This is a genomic window from Polynucleobacter sp. QLW-P1DATA-2, assembly GCF_001870365.1.
In the GTDB taxonomy this organism is placed as follows: Bacteria; Pseudomonadota; Gammaproteobacteria; order Burkholderiales; family Burkholderiaceae; genus Polynucleobacter.
The window spans coordinates 373,540-392,761 of sequence record NZ_LZMQ01000001.1 but is presented as its reverse complement, the minus strand read 5'-3'; the positions used below and the strand labels follow the sequence as shown (position 1 = coordinate 392,761).

16 protein-coding genes are annotated in these 19,222 nt (G+C 46.3%); 3 read left to right on the top strand and 13 right to left on the bottom strand.

From position 1 onward, the window contains the following. Positions 1-90: 90 nt before the first annotated feature. The 8 genes from A9236_RS01955 to rpsU form a co-directional block, all read right to left on the bottom strand. Positions 91-1,815 carry a ShlB/FhaC/HecB family hemolysin secretion/activation protein gene (locus A9236_RS01955; RefSeq protein ID WP_161485596.1) on the bottom strand — a complete coding sequence of 575 codons (1,725 nt, stop codon included), beginning with the start codon at positions 1,813-1,815 and terminating at the stop codon, positions 91-93. 139 nt (positions 1,816-1,954) lie between these two features. Beyond that, entirely contained in the window at positions 1,955-2,566 is a 612-nt protein-coding gene (locus A9236_RS01950; RefSeq protein ID WP_071467714.1) for a response regulator transcription factor, read from the bottom strand. A 94-nt stretch (positions 2,567-2,660) separates the two neighbouring features. Beyond that, positions 2,661-4,187 (bottom strand): sensor histidine kinase, encoded by a 1,527-nt coding sequence (locus tag A9236_RS01945; protein WP_071467713.1) that lies wholly within the window; start codon positions 4,185-4,187, stop codon positions 2,661-2,663. A 46-nt stretch (positions 4,188-4,233) separates the two neighbouring features. Beyond that, positions 4,234-4,878: a hypothetical protein gene (locus A9236_RS01940; RefSeq protein WP_161485595.1), complete on the bottom strand. Its 645-nt coding sequence runs from the start codon at positions 4,876-4,878 to the stop codon at positions 4,234-4,236. An 856-nt stretch (positions 4,879-5,734) separates the two neighbouring features. Next, on the bottom strand, positions 5,735-8,251 hold the full coding sequence (gene rpoD, locus A9236_RS01935) for an RNA polymerase sigma factor RpoD (RefSeq protein WP_071466011.1): 2,517 nt from the start codon (positions 8,249-8,251) through the stop codon (positions 5,735-5,737). 223 nt (positions 8,252-8,474) lie between these two features. After that, positions 8,475-10,433: a DNA primase gene (gene dnaG / locus A9236_RS01930; RefSeq protein WP_071466012.1), complete on the bottom strand. Its 1,959-nt coding sequence runs from the start codon at positions 10,431-10,433 to the stop codon at positions 8,475-8,477. A gap of 27 nt (positions 10,434-10,460) precedes the next feature. Then, positions 10,461-10,907: a GatB/YqeY domain-containing protein gene (locus A9236_RS01925; protein ID WP_071466013.1), complete on the bottom strand. Its 447-nt coding sequence runs from the start codon at positions 10,905-10,907 to the stop codon at positions 10,461-10,463. Positions 10,908-11,028: 121 nt separating this feature from the next. Continuing rightward, complete coding sequence (gene rpsU, locus A9236_RS01920) at positions 11,029-11,241, bottom strand: 30S ribosomal protein S21 (protein ID WP_011903537.1); 213 nt, start codon at positions 11,239-11,241, stop codon at positions 11,029-11,031. A gap of 77 nt (positions 11,242-11,318) precedes the next feature. Here rpsU and tsaD point away from each other — a divergent pair, with 77 nt between their 5' ends. After that, positions 11,319-12,392: a tRNA (adenosine(37)-N6)-threonylcarbamoyltransferase complex transferase subunit TsaD gene (gene tsaD / locus A9236_RS01915; RefSeq protein WP_071466014.1), complete on the top strand. Its 1,074-nt coding sequence runs from the start codon at positions 11,319-11,321 to the stop codon at positions 12,390-12,392. A gap of 2 nt (positions 12,393-12,394) precedes the next feature. Here tsaD and folE2 read toward each other — a convergent pair whose 3' ends face one another. The 4 genes from folE2 to xseB are packed head-to-tail and all read right to left on the bottom strand — an operon-like array spanning position 12,395 to position 16,295. Continuing rightward, positions 12,395-13,222, bottom strand: coding sequence for a GTP cyclohydrolase FolE2 (folE2, locus tag A9236_RS01910; protein WP_071466015.1), 828 nt, complete (start codon positions 13,220-13,222; stop codon positions 12,395-12,397). Between the two features lie 25 nt (positions 13,223-13,247). Continuing rightward, positions 13,248-15,149, bottom strand: coding sequence for a 1-deoxy-D-xylulose-5-phosphate synthase (gene dxs, locus A9236_RS01905; RefSeq protein WP_071466016.1), 1,902 nt, complete (start codon positions 15,147-15,149; stop codon positions 13,248-13,250). A 15-nt stretch (positions 15,150-15,164) separates the two neighbouring features. After that, the gene (locus tag A9236_RS01900; protein ID WP_071466017.1) at positions 15,165-16,061 is read right to left on the bottom strand and encodes a polyprenyl synthetase family protein; all 897 of its coding nucleotides are present in this window, start codon (positions 16,059-16,061) and stop codon (positions 15,165-15,167) included. Next, entirely contained in the window at positions 16,062-16,295 is a 234-nt protein-coding gene (xseB, locus tag A9236_RS01895) for an exodeoxyribonuclease VII small subunit (RefSeq protein ID WP_071466018.1), read from the bottom strand. 161 nt (positions 16,296-16,456) lie between these two features. On the opposite strand from xseB, the gene A9236_RS01890 reads away from it, so the two are divergent. Together A9236_RS01890 and A9236_RS01885 are read left to right on the top strand one after the other, a co-directional pair. Beyond that, entirely contained in the window at positions 16,457-17,563 is a 1,107-nt protein-coding gene (locus A9236_RS01890; RefSeq protein WP_071466019.1) for an SRPBCC family protein, read from the top strand. A 56-nt stretch (positions 17,564-17,619) separates the two neighbouring features. Then, positions 17,620-18,450: a sulfurtransferase gene (locus A9236_RS01885; protein ID WP_083393524.1), complete on the top strand. Its 831-nt coding sequence runs from the start codon at positions 17,620-17,622 to the stop codon at positions 18,448-18,450. Here the strand turns inward: A9236_RS01885 and A9236_RS01880 are convergent. Beyond that, positions 18,447-19,220, bottom strand: a complete 774-nt coding sequence (locus A9236_RS01880; RefSeq protein ID WP_071466021.1) for a ZIP family metal transporter — start codon at positions 19,218-19,220, stop codon at positions 18,447-18,449. The two genes, A9236_RS01885 and A9236_RS01880, sit on opposite strands and share 4 nt — an antisense overlap. Between the last annotated feature and the right edge of the window lie 2 nt (positions 19,221-19,222).

The window sequence follows — 19,222 nt, the reverse complement described above, 5'->3', positions numbered from 1 at the left end:
AACTTAGTGGTAAGCCTCAACCCTTCGTTCGGAGGGGTTTGATAAATATTTTTACTTCGATATCTTCAAATACAGCTCACACCGCCCTTATCAGAAAGGGATCGACGCCCTCACCCAAGCTTGTACAGTCTTGTAGGCGTTATCGACGTTGAGCTGTTGGCCACTTGAGTTATGCAAGGGGTTGTTACCGATGCGCGCTGCGAGCGAGGCACTGACCAGTAATTTTTCATAAGCAAACTTCGCTGTCATCCCAGCATCTCCGAGTTGATACTGGTTATTAGCATTGGTTAAACCTTGCCACCCAGAATAGAGATTGACATACTGCTGCACTAAACCGAGATCGCCAAAGGCGCCTACTTGCCAGCTCTCATTAATGCGGTGCATCAACTCAGTAGACAAAATAGCGCCTTGAGATCCGCCGCCCTGTGATGTTGGGTAGGCTCGCACACCATATGCGCCACCCAGATAAATCTGCTCAGATGAGTTCAAGTTCTTGTTGGCAAACTGCCCATAAATCGAATTGGTCCAAGTGGTATCCCCCAGAAAAGAGAGGTCCTGGGCGTAGGTCAAACTAAAGGTCCATTTGGAATACGCTCCAGCTGTTCCCACCCCATTTTGGTCGGCTTGCGCCTCACTCAAATCACGAATCCCCAAATGGCCAAAGACATAACCGGCCGAGTAATTAAAGATTGAGCCATTGGCAGTTGCCCAGTCACCACTAATACTCAAATTTGATGCAGTAATTTGGTAGCTACTCAAAGTAGTGATTGAAGGCGCTGTTTGTACGTTGTTATACGAGCGGTTCTCAATACTCAGTTTTGCTGTGGAGTTTGCACTTTGACTCCGTTGCACAGCGTAAGTAGTATTTGCTTGAAAAGTTGCCGCAGAGCCTGCTGATGGGGTTGAGGTCCAATTAGGAACGGTCATATATTGAAGGTAAGAGCTTTGGACTCCAGCTTTCCAGCCATCATATCCAACTGGAGCGATGTAGTTGCCCACCACATATCCTGACCCTTCGGATTGAATCGCGTTCAAATTGACTTGATCGCCAATTCCTGAAAGATTATTCAAACTCAAGTTAGCAATTGCCTGCGCAGCCCCGGTACTGGCAGATCCGTAGTTACTCAGTGCAGCTTGGCCACTAAACCGAGGGGTATCTGATAACTTCACCTTAAAGTTACTCAGACCCGCACCGTCTCCTGGCTCAAATGCACCGGTTGCAGATATTCCGGGCACCTCATTGAGCAACAACATGGAACGCTCGGTGGTTTGGGTATTGATATACACCTCACCATGAGCGCCATTGGTGATGTAAGCCTGAGCACGCTCTAATGAAAAACGAGTCTTTGCTTCGGGTGAGATATCGGCAGGCTCGACAATGACTGAACCCATCTTGCCTTCCAATATCTTGATGAGTACAACACCATCTTTAATTTCTTGAGGGGGGAGCGTTGCTTGAGCAATGCGCTGATGGGCAGAGTAAAAATCCTGAATTGCTACTGCTGCATCCTGCAATTCACTAATTTGCAGTGTTTTATTGACCCATGGTGCCACGACTTGGTCTAACTCTTTACCACTAAAAAGTGTATTCCCCTCAAAGGTGAAGTGTGAGACGGTGATCTTGGCACCCCGATTCTCGTTAGGAGCCTTTTTTTCTGATTTAGGCGGTTGAACTAAAGGCGCCTGTGATTCACGTTGGAGCTGCAGATCTAAGTTGCGCTGTAACGCACCAGCATCAGGTGCTGACTGAGACCATGCGCCCGCCGACACTCCTGCCAATATCACCGCAATGTGTGAATATAGTAGTGAACGCATTTTCGGGCGAGCTGGCTTCATGTATCTTGATTGCTTCATATAGTAATAGTCATATTGAATGCCTTGTGCACCAATAGATTGGATTGTTACAGCGTGGAAGTAGTCTGATAACCCTACGAAAGTAGGGTTCAAAGTTAAATCAAGCGATAGTGAGCGTTGTATTTAATGAAATTAGTTCAGCGAGAGAGCGTAAACGCAATTTGTACATTACTTCTGACTTATATTCCTTAACCGTTGGCAGTGAAATGCCCAAGGCATTGACCAACTCTTTATTGCCATAGCCCTTCGCTAAAAGTTCAAATACTTGTCGCTCGCGAGGGGACAAGGTTTTAAGAGCTTCAGATAGTTGAGCTTTGCGTATCAGGTCTTGCATAGCGATAGCATCTTGCTCTATCGCTTTAGCTACTGCACCTAAGAGAGCCTCACGGCTAAACGGCTTTAGCAAAAAATCGACTGCGCCACTCTTTAGCGCCGCAATAATTTGCTCATCCGAGCTTTCACCACTAATGAAGATGATGGGAATTTTGTGGCCTTTGGAAATTAACTCCGATTGCAACTCAACACCGGATTGCTTTGGCATTCGCATATCGGTAATGAGGACTGCTGGCGCTAGAGGCTTGAATTCTTGTAAAAATTGCTCAGGATTGGCAAAGGAGAAAATGGTATAGCCGCAAAACTGCAAAGCCCGCTCTAGGTCAGAGCGCAACTCATCATCGTCCTCCACCAAAAAAATGTATTTTTTTGAATTCATTGTTTACTTAAATAATTCATATTCACCTATTGAAATACATTATGACCAATGAACAAAATTGAACATACCCTGCGAACGAAGGGAATGTATAGCGTTAGACCGCCATCACACTTCCATCACCCCCAACTGATTTTTTACCAGGAGGGATATCCAGAGAAAAAGTGACGCCCCCATGATTTGGCAGATTTTGAAATGTCAAAGAGCCTTGATGACGCTCGGCAATGTAGTGAGACAACCAAAGTCCAATTCCCGTTCCAGAAGATTTAGAACTAGCAAATAAACTAAATAACTTGTTTGCTTGTGCTGGCCTGATTCCCGCTCCATTATCCGTAACGGAAAGTTGATACCACCCCTTCTCGTTATATCTACTCTTAATACGAATTATTTTATTGTTTCGATCTAGCGAATCGAGCGCTTCAATTGCGTTCGAGATTAGGTTGGCCACTACTTGGCGCACCAAGGAATCCCAGACAATGATCGGCTCTTTAGCCTGCAAATCTAATTCGATCAGAATGGTCGATTTTCGAGCTCGATCGGCATAAAGAGATGCTACTTCTTCAATCAGCTTGTCTAGATTGATGGATACAGCAGCATCTTTTCCAGACTGAAATAACTTTTTTAAGCTGATAATGAGCTTAGCTGCGGAGTGATTGGCTTTTAAAATGTTGCCCATAGAAGACTTAAGATCTTCCAGATTCACCTCGGGGCGATTGATTTTATCGAGTACCTCATCGCTATTGAGTTCGATCCTAGCTAAAAATTGATTGAATTCATGGGCCAAGCCTGCAGATAATGCGCCCGTCTCTACTAAAGCGTTCTTATTTGATAAATTTTCAATCAAGATATCCTTTTCTAGCAGTAGGCCTTGAATCTGCTCATCCCTCATCTTGACCTTGATAGCATTGTGAGAAAAATACTCCGCCCAGTTCATCAGGATTAATAGTTGGAGAAATACAAAAAGAGCCGCTCTTAAAAAGCGAAAAGAAAAATCAAACTGTGCAATATCAGAATACGTGAATCCTAAAATATAGATTTGATGATTGGCAAGAAATACAACCGTCATCCAGATCACAATAACTCCAATGAATATCAAACAAGTAGAACGAATCAAATTGAACCAGACTGTTGGGAGCTGCTTGTTACTAGTAATAGCTTCGGCAAGCAGCCAACCCAAAAGACATATAGAGAAAATATGAACAGCAAATGATCGATCTAGATAATTTCCTCTTTTACCAATCTCTAAAAAAATTAGGCAAAAAAGGGATACGCACCCCAAGCTAGAAAGAATAAAATTTGTTGTCAATCTTTTTCGCAAAGCTCTAAAGTAAAGAGGCTGACCCAATAGTGATAGGGTAAAAATAAGATAGCCCAAAAATAGTAATTTCTTGAATAGGGAAGGGGGAAGCTCTTCAAAAAAACGATACTGCTCTAAATTATTACCAAAGAATAAATAGGCTACAACCACTAAACTGGCTCCTGCAAAAGCAGCCAAACCAGCATAAGACATGAGATAAAAACTTTGGTTTCGCTCAATGCCCTTGGAAAGCTGGATACCTGATATGAGCATTGATAGCACGATCAATGCAATTGAAGCGTAATAGAAGGCTAGGTACCGAGACATTGCGTAGTATTTTAAGACTTATCTTTATTAAACATCACAGTAAGAATCAAAATTGATAGCCTAACCCCAAGAGTACTCTAGTGGTTTGTGGCGATGTAATAACAGAGGCGTTGATTGTGCGCCCAGATGAAACGATAGTTCTTGACGTAGTCTGAGATTCATAGAGCGAGTAGTTGGCTTCACCAAATAAATAAATTGAGCCGTAAACGAACTGCTTATAACCAAGACCCAATAGGTAACCATTAAAGTTAGGACCTGAATTTGAGTCATTTACTTGCGTCTGCTTGCCTACCTTTAAATAGACTAAGCCATCCTCCGTTTTAAAGCCAGGGGAAAGAAAAAATCCATAGTTGTAAAGAGACTTAATGCCACTCACTGTTGTTGTTTTATTGAGAGCCTGGATTTGGAGTTGTTGCGTTAGTCCATTAGCAGGAGAAATATTGGCGCCAATCGCTAGCAAATAATTCTGCGTGACATGAAAGTTATATCCTGCAGTCAGCACCGCCAAACTATGACTAGATCCGCTTGAGTTCACACTCGAGGGAATCACTGACCCATTGAGTGTCAAAACAGAATTAGTGGATGTATTGATATCGCGATATCCAAGACCCAAGTCGGTATAGAAACCCTCAAATTTAGGGTGTGTTTGATCGATTCCTTGGGCGTCAGCCGATAGGCAAGTTACTGCCATTGATAAAAAGAGTAGAACAAACCAAATTCTGAGCATTCTCGAATATAAACAATAAATGAATGATTCCCAGTGTGGTGAAGATAGCCTCTATTTCATACCCTATGATCGTAGGGTATGAAATAGAAGCTTTTGATTGGTCTTGGGGCCAATTAATGAACCATAGTCCACCAAGAAGCCACCAAAAAAATATGATTAAGTGCCCCACTTAAATCCCTGCACTCTTTAGCTCTAAAGATGCAACCATCACAAACCCTTTCACCAGAAATACAAAACCCCCACCATTACTGATGAGGGTTTGCATTTCTGGTGGGCCCACCAGGACTTGAACCTGGGACCAAAGGATTCCGGTTTGTGTAGCTTTCACTACTCCCTGGACTATGCCTTCATCATATTCAAACTTAACATCTGAACTTAGATGGGTGCCGTCTAGTCTCTACACGTTCAACAATACTTTCGCATTGAAGCTTCGCTCGGCGTTGCCATATTCGTTTAAAACGATTTGTGTATTCGACTACAAATACAACAATTCGTTTAAACGTCTTTAGGTTTCTCCGAATTTGACACCATCCCTTATGCAGTTTCCACGCATAAGGCACAACTTTCGCTATGAGTCCTCTGCTCTAACCAACTGAGCTATAGGCCCTAAAACTTCACATTACTTGCCGCACTACTTCTGCACTCACTAGGCCAGTAATTAGGTCTAAAAAGTGTAGAAGCACTGTAGAAGCAATTTTTACTACTTTTACTACACTTAACTGCTTGATTTAATTAAGTAATTTTAATAAATCAAAAAACTTAATTAGATTATGAGTCCTCTGCTCTAACCAACTGAGCTATAGGCCCGTTAGTCTTTGGTTCAATCTTCTTCGAGGAAGGTCTTGAGTTTATCGCTGCGGCTTGGATGACGCATTTTTCTTAGAGCCTTCGCTTCAATTTGACGAATACGCTCACGAGTCACATCAAACTGCTTGCCTACTTCTTCAAGAGTGTGGTCAGTGCTCATCTCAACACCAAAACGCATACGCAATACTTTTGCTTCACGTGGTGTCAATGAATCTAGAACATCTTTCACTACATCACGCATAGAGTCATGCAATGCAGCTTCAGCTGGAGCCAGGGTGTTTCCGTCTTCAATGAAATCACCCAAATGAGAATCTTCGTCGTCACCAATTGGTGTTTCCATAGAGATTGGCTCTTTAGCAATCTTCATGATCTTACGAATCTTGTCTTCAGGAATCTCCATCTTCAGCGCCAAGGTTGCAGCATCTGGCTCATGACCAGTTTCTTGCAAGATCTGACGACTGATACGGTTCATCTTGTTGATCGTCTCAATCATGTGAACAGGGATACGGATCGTACGTGCCTGGTCAGCAATAGAGCGAGTGATCGCCTGACGAATCCACCAAGTTGCATAGGTGGAGAACTTATAGCCACGACGGTATTCAAACTTATCTACCGCCTTCATCAAGCCGATATTGCCTTCTTGGATCAAATCCAAGAACTGTAAGCCACGGTTGGTGTATTTCTTCGCAATCGAGATTACCAAACGGAGGTTGGCTACTGTCATCTCACGCTTTGCCTCACGTGCACGCTTCTCACCCGCGATCATTTGCTTGTTAACTTCTTTCAACTCAGGAAGTGGAATAACTACGTTCTTCTGAATATCGATCAACTTCTGTTGAAGTTCTTGAATAGCGGGAACGTTACGTTGCAAAAGTGCGGTGTAGGGCTTGTTCTCTTTAAGCAACTTCTCTGTCCAAGTGAGGTTCATGGACATCTTAGGGAAATCTTTGAGAACTTCGCCGCGGTTAACACCAACTTTATCTACCAACAAGCTCACGATGCCACGCTCAAGCTTCCAGACCTGGTCCACTTGTGAGCGCATGGTGTCACATAACTTCTCAACACTCTTTGCTGTTAAACGGAAACCGAGTAACTCTGCACGAATACCTTCTTGTGCCTTGAGGTACGCAAGGCAGTTGTAACCATCTTTATCAAATGCACGGCGCATCTTATCGGCCTGTGTGCGAACAATTGCAAACTTCTCCAAGGAAATCTGCTTTAACTCTTCTAATTGCTTGGCATTAGCTGTTGCAGCACCACCGCCACCACCGCCGCCTTCATCTTCGCCGCCGTCTTCTTCACCTTCTTCAGCATCTGGGTCTACTTCAGGCTCTTCAGGTCCAAGCTTAATATCTTCTGCATTTGGATCTACCAAGCCATCAACGAATTGATCGATTTCCATTTCACCGGAGGCGATCTTATCAACGTTGCTCAAGATTTCACCAATCGTTACTGGGCATGCAGCCAATGCCATCACCATGTCTTTGAGGCCAGCCTCAATCTTCTTGGCAATCACAATCTCGCCTTCGCGAGTCAACAAATCTACTGTGCCCATCTCACGCATGTACATACGGACTGGGTCAGTTGTACGACCAAACTCTGAATCCACTGTAGAGAGTGCTGCTTCAGCCTTTTCTTCAGCCTCCTCTTCGGAAGATGCAGCTTCCGTGTTGTCAGACAGAATTAAAGTTTCAGCATCAGGCGCTTGCTCATAAACAGTGATGCCAATGTCGTTCAACAGACTAATCAAAGTTTCTAATGCATCGGCATCGGATAACTCGTCAGACATCACATCATTCATCTCACCATGGGTTAAGTAACCCTTGGACATACCCATCTTGATCAAAGTTTTCAAGCGGGCACGACGTAACTCTTGTTGCTCTTCGCTACCTAGCTGTTGTGCTGCGAATTCTTTTAGGAGCGCTTTTTCTTTTGCCTTACGCTCGCGTGCTTTTTGACGATCTGTCAAAACTGGCTCTGCAGCTTCTGCAGGAGCATCCGCCTTCGCTTTGCGGCCGCGCTTTTTCTCTTCCTCAACTACCTCTACCGCTACTTCAGCAGTCTTGGCTTTTTTACCTTTAGTTTCTTTAGTCCCCGTTACTTCCTCAACCTTAGCGAGAACAGCCTTCTCTTTTTTAGCTGGCTCTACTTTGACTTCTGTTTTAGCGGCTTTTGCAGGTGCCTTTACAGGAGCCACAGCTTTTACTGGTTTAGCAGGCGCTTTCACTGGCGCTTTAGGTGCTGGCTTAGCAGCAGCCTTCACTGGTTTGACTGGCGCCTTAGCAACAACTTTTGCTTTCGGTGCTGGTTTAGCGGCGGCCTTGACTGGCTTAGCGGGCGCTTTTGCTACAGGCTTAGATTTAGGCGCTGGTTTGGCTGGCGCTTTAGCAACAACTTTTGCTTTCGGTGCTGGTTTAGCAGCGGCCTTGACTGGCTTAGCGGGCGCTTTTGCTACAGGCTTAGATTTAGGCGCTGGTTTAGCGGCTGCTTTTACTGGTTTAGCTGGTTTTTTTGTCTTGGTATTAGGCATTTATTAGCACTTACTCACATTACTGTTATAGGTCACGACTGATTAAGTACAGCCCCGTTGTCCACTTACCCCAAATTTCATGAAAATAAAGCGCAAGTGGCTGAATTAATTCGTTTTTTTCTTGGGAACAGAGGATTATAGTCGATTACGACTTTTTTACCCCCTGCCTACCCAAAAATATGGGGCATTTTTCGAGTATTTCTAGGGGTAGTTCAGTAAATTCTTAGACAGACTTCAGCTTTTCGCCTAATTCGCGATAACGCGCCCGATCTAGGTCGTTGGCAGTGCCTCCGGCGATCTTTTGGGCAATATCCGTCATCTCTTGTTTGAGACTCGTGAGTTCTAGCTTTTTAAAACTTCCATCGAGATCTGCTGTGGCTCCATCTAACTCCAAATCAGACCCCATCACACGCTTTCTGAGCACTTCATACATTGGCGCAAGCTCGCTACGAGAGAGCTGATCTTGAAACATGGCAAATGCTCCGGCACCCACAGACCCAGGTTTGCCATTCTCACCAGGAATCAATTCCACTTGGTCACATTGCGTCAATAAATCCTTCATCAAGGCCAATGCATTCGCCGATCTTTGTTCGGCAGCTTTGAGTGCGAGTGCACGCTTATTGCCATCAAGCGCTTTTCCTAAATGCGGAAACTGAATCAAGACACGCAACATTTGCTCGGCTAGATCCATTGGTGCTTTTGGTGGCTCAATATTCTGAATAGCCACTCTCTTGGCAGAACCCTTGGAAGCCTGCCAAGGCGCGCCCTGTCGATTGCCATTATTGGCATAGTTGCTTTGATTATTTGGATAGTTTTGCTGTCTTGGCTGAGCTGGCTGATACGAAGTTTGTTGCACAGGCGCTGGCACCACAGTTAGTCCACAGAACGCTTCTAACTCTGCTGGAGTCGTATTTGTACGAATCGCCAGCTCACGCAAAATCTGAGTGCGCAAAGCAATCGGCGGCATGGAAAGGAGTAGGGGCTTGGCCGCATGATGCGTATGGGCTCTACCTTCCGGGGTAGTAAGCTCATGGCCTTCACTAGCAAGCTTGAAGAAGAAGCTGGAGATGGACATGGCTTCTTTAATGACTTTCTCAAACGCAGCAGCGCCATAAGCACGCACATAACTATCGGGGTCATGCTCGGTTGGCAAAAATAAGAAACGAATTTCTTTATCGTCAGACATGAGTGGTAAGCATGCCTCTAACGCACGTTGCGCGGCACGTTGGCCCGCGGAGTCACCATCAAATGAGAAAACCACTTTGTCAGTTTGGCGCAATAGCATGCGGACATGGTTTGCGGTACAAGCGGTACCCAATGTAGCTACTGCATTTGGGAAGCCCAATTGCGCGAGCGCCACCACATCCATATAGCCTTCACACACCAAGACATATTCTTGGGAGCGAATCGCTTGCCTTGCTTCAAACAAACCGTAGAGTGTGTTGCCTTTAGAAAAGAGTGGTGTCTCGGGTGAATTTAAATACTTAGGTTCACCTTGATCCAGAATGCGGCCACCAAAACCAATTGTTTGCCCCTTGGGATTACGAATCGGGAACATCACGCGATCCCGAAAGCGGTCGTAACGCTTAACAGGAGCCCCCTCAGACTGCTCACCTTGAATGATTAAACCGCCCTCAACCAAGGTCTTTGCAATTTCGTCATTGGAATAGGGTCCAAATACTGCTTCCAGACCTTGCCAACCATCAGGGGCATAACCCAGGCCATAGCGTTTCGCAATCTCACCCGTCAGGCCGCGACCCTTGAGGTATTCCACCGCGCGAGTGCTGCCTTTGAGTTGTTGGCGATACCAATCCGCTGCAGAACTCATCACTTCACTCAGCGCCATTGCTTGTTGCTGTCTTGCTACGTCGTTTGCAGTCCGCTCTTCACGCGGCACATCTAAACCAGCGGAACGAGCGAGCTCCTCAATCGCATCAACATAACCTAGCCCGGAATATTCCATCATGAAGCTGATAGCGGAACCATGCGCACCACAACCAAAGCAGTGGTAGAACTGCTTGGTTGGTGAGACTGAAAATGAGGGGGATTTCTCTGAATGAAAGGGGCACAAACCTTGATAATTTGCGCCAGCCTTTTTTAATTTCACGTGCTGCCCAACCACATCAACGATGTCGACCCGATTTAAAAGATCGGCAATGAAGGATTGAGGAATAAGCGCCATAAGGCTCAGAGTATGGGGTGAGTTCTCTTATTTTGCGAGTGCGGCTTTTACTAAGCCAGAGACCTTACCCATATCAGCCTTACCAGCTAACTGACCTTTGAGAACGCCAATGACTTTACCCATATCTTGTGGGCCGGCAGCGTCTGTAGAGGCGACGGCTGCAGCAACAGCCGCTTCTACTTCAGCATCCGACATTTGTGCAGGCAAGTAGGCTTGCAAGATGACCATCTCAGCTGCCTCAATAGCAACCAAATCATGACGCTGTGCTTTTTCAAACTGAGAGATCGAGTCTTTGCGTTGCTTAATCATTTTTTCGATAGTCGAAATGATCGCTGCATCATCGAGCACAATGCGATCGTCAACTTCGCGCTGCTTGATAGCAGCCAACAAAAGACGGATCGTACCAAGACGTGCAGTCTCTTTGGCACGCATAGCGTTTTTCATATCTTCGGTAATTTGATCTTTCAAACTCATTTGATTCTTTCTGATGTTGAATATATCTAGATGTAATGAACAATTCAAAAAGCAAAAACCCGCTGCGTTTCACCGTCAGCGGGTTTCAAAGCTTCTCGGTGAAGAGAGCTTTTAAATTCTATTAGTAAAGCTTCTTAGGCAACATTTGGCTGCGAATACGCTTGTAATGGCGTTTAGCAGCAGCAGCCTTTTTACGCTTACGTTCAGCTGTTGGCTTCTCGTAAAACTCGCGAGCACGCAAGTCGGTTAAAAGACCATTTTTTTCAATGGTGCGCTTGAAACGGCGCAATGCCACTTCAAATGGTTCGTTTTCACGGAGGCGGACTGTAGTCATACTTATTTAACTCGTATATGCTCGATAAATATCGAAAAATTAACTGAATTGCGATTCTAGCACGGCCAAGCAAAAAAATGATTGTTTTAGGAATAGAAACTTCTTGTGATGAAACTGGGGTGGCTTTATACAACACAGCCCCCTGGGAAAGCGGCAATCCTGCGTTCCAGGGCATTTTGGGGCAGGGTTTGCACTCCCAGATCGCCATGCACCGGGATTATGGGGGAGTAGTCCCCGAGCTGGCCTCAAGAGACCATATTCGTCGTGTTTTACCCCTTTTAGACCAATCTTTAGCCCAGTCTGGCCTCACTTTAGCTGATATTGATGCTGTGGCATTTACCCAAGGCCCCGGTCTAGCCGGCGCCCTCCTGGTTGGCAGCGCTTTTGCCAAATCCTTAGCCCAAGGCCTGAATTTGCCTTCCATTGGGGTTCATCACCTTGAGGGACACCTGCTTTCCCCGCTTTTGGGACAAACCGCCCCTCAATTTCCCTTTATTGCCCTTTTGGTCTCCGGGGGCCATACCCAGCTCATGAAAGTCTCTGGCATTGGCCAATATGAACTGCTGGGAGAATCTTTGGATGATGCTGCTGGCGAAGCCTTCGACAAAACAGCCAAATTATTAGGTCTCGACTACCCGGGTGGAGCCGCAATTTCTAAATTGGCAGAACAAGGTCGCGTTGGAATATTTGCTCTCCCCAAGCCCATGCTGCACTCTGGTGATTTGGATTTCTCTTTCTCGGGATTGAAGACTGCCGTTCTTAATCAAGTCAAAAAGTTTGCAGAGAAAAATATGGTTGACCCTTCTGAAGTGGCCCAGTTTCATGCAGACCTAGCCAGAAGTTTTGTCGATGCGATTGTTGCGGTCTTGGTCAGCAAATCTGAAAAAGCCCTGAAGCAAACGGGCTGTAAACATTTGGTGCTTGCTGGTGGAGTTGGGGCCAATTTGCAATTGCGTAATGCTCTTAATGACAAGGCGCAGAAGCATGGCTTTGAAGTGCATTACCCACCGCTCGAGTTATGCACAGATAACGGTGTGATGATTGCATTTGCTGGAGCACTCAGAATGCTTGCCAAAAATAATGGCTCCACAACCTCTGGAGCCTTTGATATCAAACCCCGCTGGGATTTGCAAAGCAATAATCTGAAATAGCTTTATTTCTGGTGGCTGATGCGCGCAAATGCGCTATGGTTATGGATAGACTCAAAGTTCTCAGCCTCGACCACAAATGACTGGATACGCTGATCTGCTTTAAGGTTGCCAGCGACATCGCGCACCAAGTCTTCAACAAACTTCGGATTGCTGTAAGAATGCTCTGTGACCCATTTCTCATCTGGGCGCTTGAGTAAACCCCACAACTCACAAGAAGCTTCACTCTCAGCAGCAGTTACCAAGTCTTCAACCGTCATTTGTGTTTTGTCATCAAGAGTCGCTGTCATCGTGACATGTGAACGCTGATTGTGCGCACCAAACTCAGAGATCTCTTTTGAGCAAGGGCATAAACTCATCACCGGAACTTGCGCACGCAAATGAAGTTCAATATCAGTAGCACCATGTGCGTTTTGCTTGCCCGTTGCCATCCAAGTCACTTCGTAATCCATTAAGCTTTCTACACCAGATACTGGTGCTGCTTTTTTAACGAAGTGTGTATAAGTAAATTGCACATGACCTTCTTTAGCATCGAGCAAAGGCAACATTTCGCGCACTAAGGCAACGACAGTTGTGCTATCAACAGCCTCATCTTGCTTTTGCAAGAGTGCCATAAAACGAGACATGTGGGTACCCTTGATATGCGCAGGTAATGCCACATCCATCTCGAAAGTGCCAACGGATGGAAAGTTGCCCGTACGGCTGCGAATCGTCAGTGGATGACGTACGCCACGAATCCCCACTTGCTCAATTGGCAATGCGCGCTCATCCAAAGTGGACTGCACGTCAGGCATTGCGCTGGCTTTGAGAAAGGCGGGGTTCATGTCATTCATAACGCTATTTTCAAGCAAAACGGGCTTATTTGCCTGAAATCACCGAATTTGCCATCAATACTGCTGGAAAACGCTGCTGAATAGAGTTTGCAATGCCTTCTACATCAAGGCCACACTGGGTCATGAGCAGTTGGTAATCACCATGCTCGATAAATTGATCTGGAAGACCTAACTGCAATAGGGGTTTATTAATTCCTAGATTGGAGAGCGCCTCAAGACAGGCGCTACCAGCGCCACCCGCAATAGCGCCATCTTCAATCGTGACGAAATAATCGTGAGTCTCTGCCAATGATTTGATGAGATCAATATCGAGTGGTTTTACAAAGCGCATATTGGCAACAGTCGCATCCATTCCCTCGGCAACTTCTAGGGCGGGATACAACAACGTACCAAACGCCAAAATAGCTACACGCTGTCTAGTAGGTGCGTTAGATTTACGACGAATCTCACCTTTGCCCAATGGCACTGTACGCAACTCTGCCGATGGCGTGGAACCAACACCAGAACCCCGTGGGTAGCGTACTGCACTGGGATGTGGCTGATGAAATGCCGTTGTCAATAAATCACGTAACTCTGCCTCATCCGCTGGCGTCATCACCAACATATTTGGAATGCATCGTAAGAAGGGGATGTCATACGCACCCGCATGGGTTGCGCCATCAGCACCAACCAAACCGGCGCGATCCAGGGCAAACAAGACTGGTAAGTCTTGTAAGGCCACATCGTGAATGAGTTGATCGTAAGCACGTTGCAGGAAAGTAGAGTAAATCGCCACAACGGGCTTCATACCCTCACACGCCATACCCGCAGCAAATGTCACTGCATGTTGTTCAGCAATACCGACGTCGTAATACCGCTTCGGAAAATTCTTTTCAAACTCCACCAAGCCTGAGCCTTCGCGCATCGCTGGAGTAATGCCTACCAGCAAAGGGTCGGCGTGGGCCATATCGCATAGCCATTCACCAAACACTTGCGTGAAGGTTTTCTTGCTAGCGGTAACTTTCTTAACGCCCTCTTCTGGATTGAATTTACTAGGTCCGTGGTAGAGCACTGGATCTGCCTCAGCCAACTCATAGCCTTGACCTTTCTTTGTCACCACATGCAAGAACTGCGGGCCGCGCCCTTCTATAGCTAGGCGACGTACGTTCTGCAACATCGGAATCAAAGCATCTAAATCATGGCCGTCAATCGGACCGAAGTAATTAAAGCCAAACTCTTGAAAAATGGTGGATGGAGAAACCATCCCTTTGGCATGATCTTCCAAGCGTTTTGCAAATTCCCTTAAGGGGGGCGCAATCGATAGAACGCTATCAATACCCTTTTTTGTCGCAGAATAAATATTGCCACTGAGCAATCTTGCAAGGTGGCGATTGAGCGCGCCTACTGCTGGAGAGATAGACATATCGTTGTCGTTCAATATGACTACTAACGGTAGGTCGTCATAGACGCCGGCGTTATTCATTGCCTCAAATGCCATACCACCTGTCATCGCACTATCACCAATCACTGCAACCGCAACTTGACGTTCACCCTTAGTTTGAAATGCGCGCGCCATACCCATCGCCGCAGAAATACTCGTAGATGAATGTCCTGTACCAAAGGCATCAAACTCACTCTCACCCCGATGTGGAAATCCTGATAAACCCTTGAACTGGCGCAGTGTATGCATACGCTCACGGCGACCAGTCAGAATTTTGTGAGGATAGCTTTGGTGACCCACATCCCACACAATGCGATCACGCGGTGTATCAAAGACATAATGCAAAGCAATCGATAACTCAACAGTCCCCAGATTGGAAGATAAGTGCCCCCCGGTCTTCGATACCGAATCCAAAACAAATTGACGTAGCTCATCGGCAAGCGCGGGCAGCTCTTCGCGAGAAAGTTTTTTGAGGTCGTCTGGAGAGTTAACGGAATGTAAAGTCATTGCATCTAATTTTCTTTATTTACCCCTACTGACTACCAATAGAGCTAAATCTTTTAAGGCCTGTGCTTTGCTACCAAAACCATCCAAGCTACTAATGGCAGTTTCTTGCAACTCTTTAGCCTGCTTCTGTGCATAGTCTAAACCCATCAAGGTGACATAGGTTGGCTTATTGGCTGCAGCGTCTTTACCGGCGGTTTTTCCAAGGGTTTGGCTATCCGCAGTGACATCCAACACATCATCAACAATCTGAAAAGCGAGACCGATTGCTTGGGAATAATTTGCAAGCTGGGTCATTTGGGTGAGATCAAGTTGCGCGGCAATACCACCCATTGCTACCGCACAAGAAAGCAATGCACCCGTCTTCATGGCGTGCATTTGCTTTAAGCCATCAAGATCCAGTGTCTTGCCAACACTTTCCAAGTCAATGGCTTGACCGCCCGCCATGCCCCGCGAGCCAGAGGCTGCAGCTAAGGCACTAATCATACGTAAGCGTATTTCGGCATCACACGGTGAGTTCGCTAGAACTTCAAAAGCGCGGGTTTGTAATGCATCACCAACGAGCAAAGCGGTTGCTTCATCAAATGCTTTGTGAACCGTAGGTCTGCCACGGCGCAAGTCATCATCATCCATGCAAGGTAAATCATCGTGTACCAATGAATATGCATGAATAGATTCAATCGCTACTGCAGCAGCATCCAATGCCTCGTGATTGTCTTTGTTATTACCCAATTGACCTGCGGCATAAACTAATAGCGGACGAATACGTTTACCGCCACCCTGGGCTGCATAGCGCATCGCTTCATGCAGGCGATGGGGCGTTGTGTGTGCAGAATCGAGTAAGCGATCTAACGCGGATTCAGTTCGCTCAGAGTGAACGGTAAGCCACTCCTGAAATTGAAAAGCGGTGGTCAATTAAGCCTCGAACACCCGAACTTGTTGCTCTACTTGCGCAAGGACACCCTGGCAATGTTTGAGCAAAGCTGCCCCACGTTGATAGGCCAATAAGGTCTCTTCCAAGGAAAATTTGCCAGATTCCATGTCAGAAATGAGCTTTTCAAGCTCTTTGACTGCTTGCTCATAGCGAAGATCTGGGTCGATTTGGACCTCAAGGCCTGGTTTTGGACTCTCTGACTTCTTGGCTGGCATAGGGAATTTCCTTCGTATTTCTCGGACGGATAGCCCTATATATTAAAGCGAGAAGCCCTTTGGATGGGTATAATTCACCCCTTCCTTTCCAATATCGATCCGTCGATGGTTGGATTGGTTATTCCGCTTAGCTTCGGCTGACGTTTTCGGGGGTGGGGAGAATGACTAATCTGGCTACCGCGCAGAAGCTTGCGCCGTCCAATTTACAACTGCCGGTTTCGGCATATTTTGACGCTGACCTATATCAGCGAGAAATTGAACTGCTTTTTAAGCAGGGTCCTGGCTATGTTGGTCACGAACTCATGGTGCCTGAAATTGGCTCCTATCAAACTCTCAGCGCAGAAAATGAAGGTCGCATCCTAGTTCGCAATAACGAGGGTGTTGAACTACTCTCTAATGTATGCCGTCATCGCCAAGCGCTGATGCTCAATGGCAAAGGCAAGGCGGACAATATTGTTTGCCCTTTACATCGCTGGACTTATGACTTGGGTGGCAACTTATTAGGTGCACCCCACTTTGAAGACAAACCCTGTCTCAATCTCGGTAAATCGCCTTTACAAAATTGGCAAGGCCTCTTATTCGAAGGTCCACGCGATGTGCGTAGCGATCTCGCCAAACTCGGCGTAGCAGACGATCTCAAATTTGACGGCTACGTTCTGGATCATGTTGAAGTACATGATTGCAACTACAACTGGAAAACTTTCATTGAGGTTTATCTCGAGGACTACCACGTTGTGCCATTTCATCCAGGCTTAGGCAAGTTTGTTTCTTGTGAAGACTTGCATTGGGAATTTGGTGATTGGCATAGCGTTCAAACTGTTGGTATTCACAAAGATTTACGAACACCAGGCTCACCAACCTATCGCAATTGGCACGAAGCAGTTCTGCGTCAATTTGACGGCAAAGCCCCACGCCACGGTGCTATCTGGCTTACTTACTACCCCAATGTGATGGTGGAGTGGTATCCAGGCGTTCTCTGCGTATCGACTTTGCACCCCATGGGGGTAAACAAGACTCGTAATATTGTCGAGTTCTACTACCCGGAAGAAATTGCTCTATTCGAGCGTGAATTCGTAGAAGCAGAACGTGCTGCTTATATGGAAACCTGCATCGAAGATGATGAGATCGGTGAACGTATGGATCAAGGCAGAGCAGCTCTATATGCACGCGGTATTAATGAAGTTGGCCCCTACCAGAGTCCGATGGAAGATGGTATGCAACATTTCCACGAATGGTACCGTCGTGTTATGCACTTTCAGGGCGCATAATCTAGAAAGCAGTACGCCTCACCCAACTCTCCTCGCCACCAAAGATAGGAAGCATCATGACTCCTCTAATTTCCGCAAACCAGTTAGAAGAAATCATTAATAGTGGCGAGAATGTATTGCTCTGTGATTGCCGCTTTGATTTAGTTGATCCGCAGGCGGGCAAAAAAGCATACGAAGAGAATCATCTTCCAGGCGCTATTTATATCGACCTGGATCACGATATGTCAGGTGAAAAAACAGGTGCAAACGGCAGACACCCTTTACCTACTCCAGAAGCTTGGGCACAAACCAAAACTCGCCTAGGCATGAGCCCAAATACGTTGGTAGTTGCCTATGACAAGCAGGGCTCAGTCTATGCAAGTCGCCTCTGGTGGATGCTTAAAGCCACGGGTCATGCCAATGTGCAGGTCTTAGATGGCGGCCTTGATGCCTGGAACGGTCCGATGGGCAACGTAGCACGCAAACCAGCACCCGCATCTCAAGCTATTGAACCTAGGCCTTATGTTGGATTGGTTTTGGTAAATGAAATCGTTAGCAATTTGCAAACCCCTAAAAATACGGTCATCGATGCACGCGCTAATGATCGCTTTCATGGTCAGAATGAAACCTTAGACCCCGTTGGCGGACATATCCCCGGCGCAATCAACCGCTTCTTTAAAGCGAATTTATCTGCGACTGCTTTTAAACCAGCAGAACAACTCTTTAAAGACTTTGTTGAATTGCTTGGGCCTATTAAGCCTTCAGAAGTGATTCATCAGTGCGGCTCAGGCGTAACAGCCTGTCACAATCTTTTAGCAATGGAAGTTGCCGGACTCAAAGGATCCCGCTTGTATGCAGGCAGCTGGAGTGAGTGGTGTGCTGACTCCAGTAGACCAATCGAACTCTAATGCAGCAGCGATAACAGCAGTACAAATCCAACGCCACAAGCAATCAACACTGTTTGACGCAAAGACTCTGCCCAATGGGGACGGCGATGCATTTGCGGAATCAGATCACTCACTGCAATATAGATAAAACTACTTGAAGCAATCACGAGCAAGTAAGGCATTGCTGCATGCGCTCTCTCCAAGAAGAAGTACGCCAATACCCCGCCAACCACAGCAGATAAGCCGCAAATCAAGTTGTAGAGCAAGGCGCGGGTACGGGAAAAGCCAGCGTTGAGCAAAACAATAAAATCTCCAATCTCTTGTGGAATTTCATGTGCAATGATCGCAATCGCAGTAAAGATGCCCACCTGGTAGTCAGCCATAAAGGCGGCCGCAATCAAGATGCCATCCACAAAGTTATGTATGCCATCACCCACCAAAATCATCCAACCACTACGTCCTGCATTTTCGGCATCATGACCGTGATGGTGGTGATGACCATCCCCTTCGTGATGATGGTCGTGACGCAATAAAGCAATCTTCTCTAGCAAGAAGAATCCAAGTAAGCCAGCTAACAATGTCGCAAACAAGTACTGAGGATTAATGCCCTGAATATTGAACGCTTCTGGAAGTGAGTGCAACAACGCAGTGGCTAGCAAAATGCCAACGGATAGACTCACCATATTGTTAATCATGCGAGATAGCAGTGTCACAGAGCAACTGGCAGCAATTAAGACGCTAGTGACTCCTGCAGCTGCAGTAATTAATACGATGCTTTCTAAGGCAGTCACTA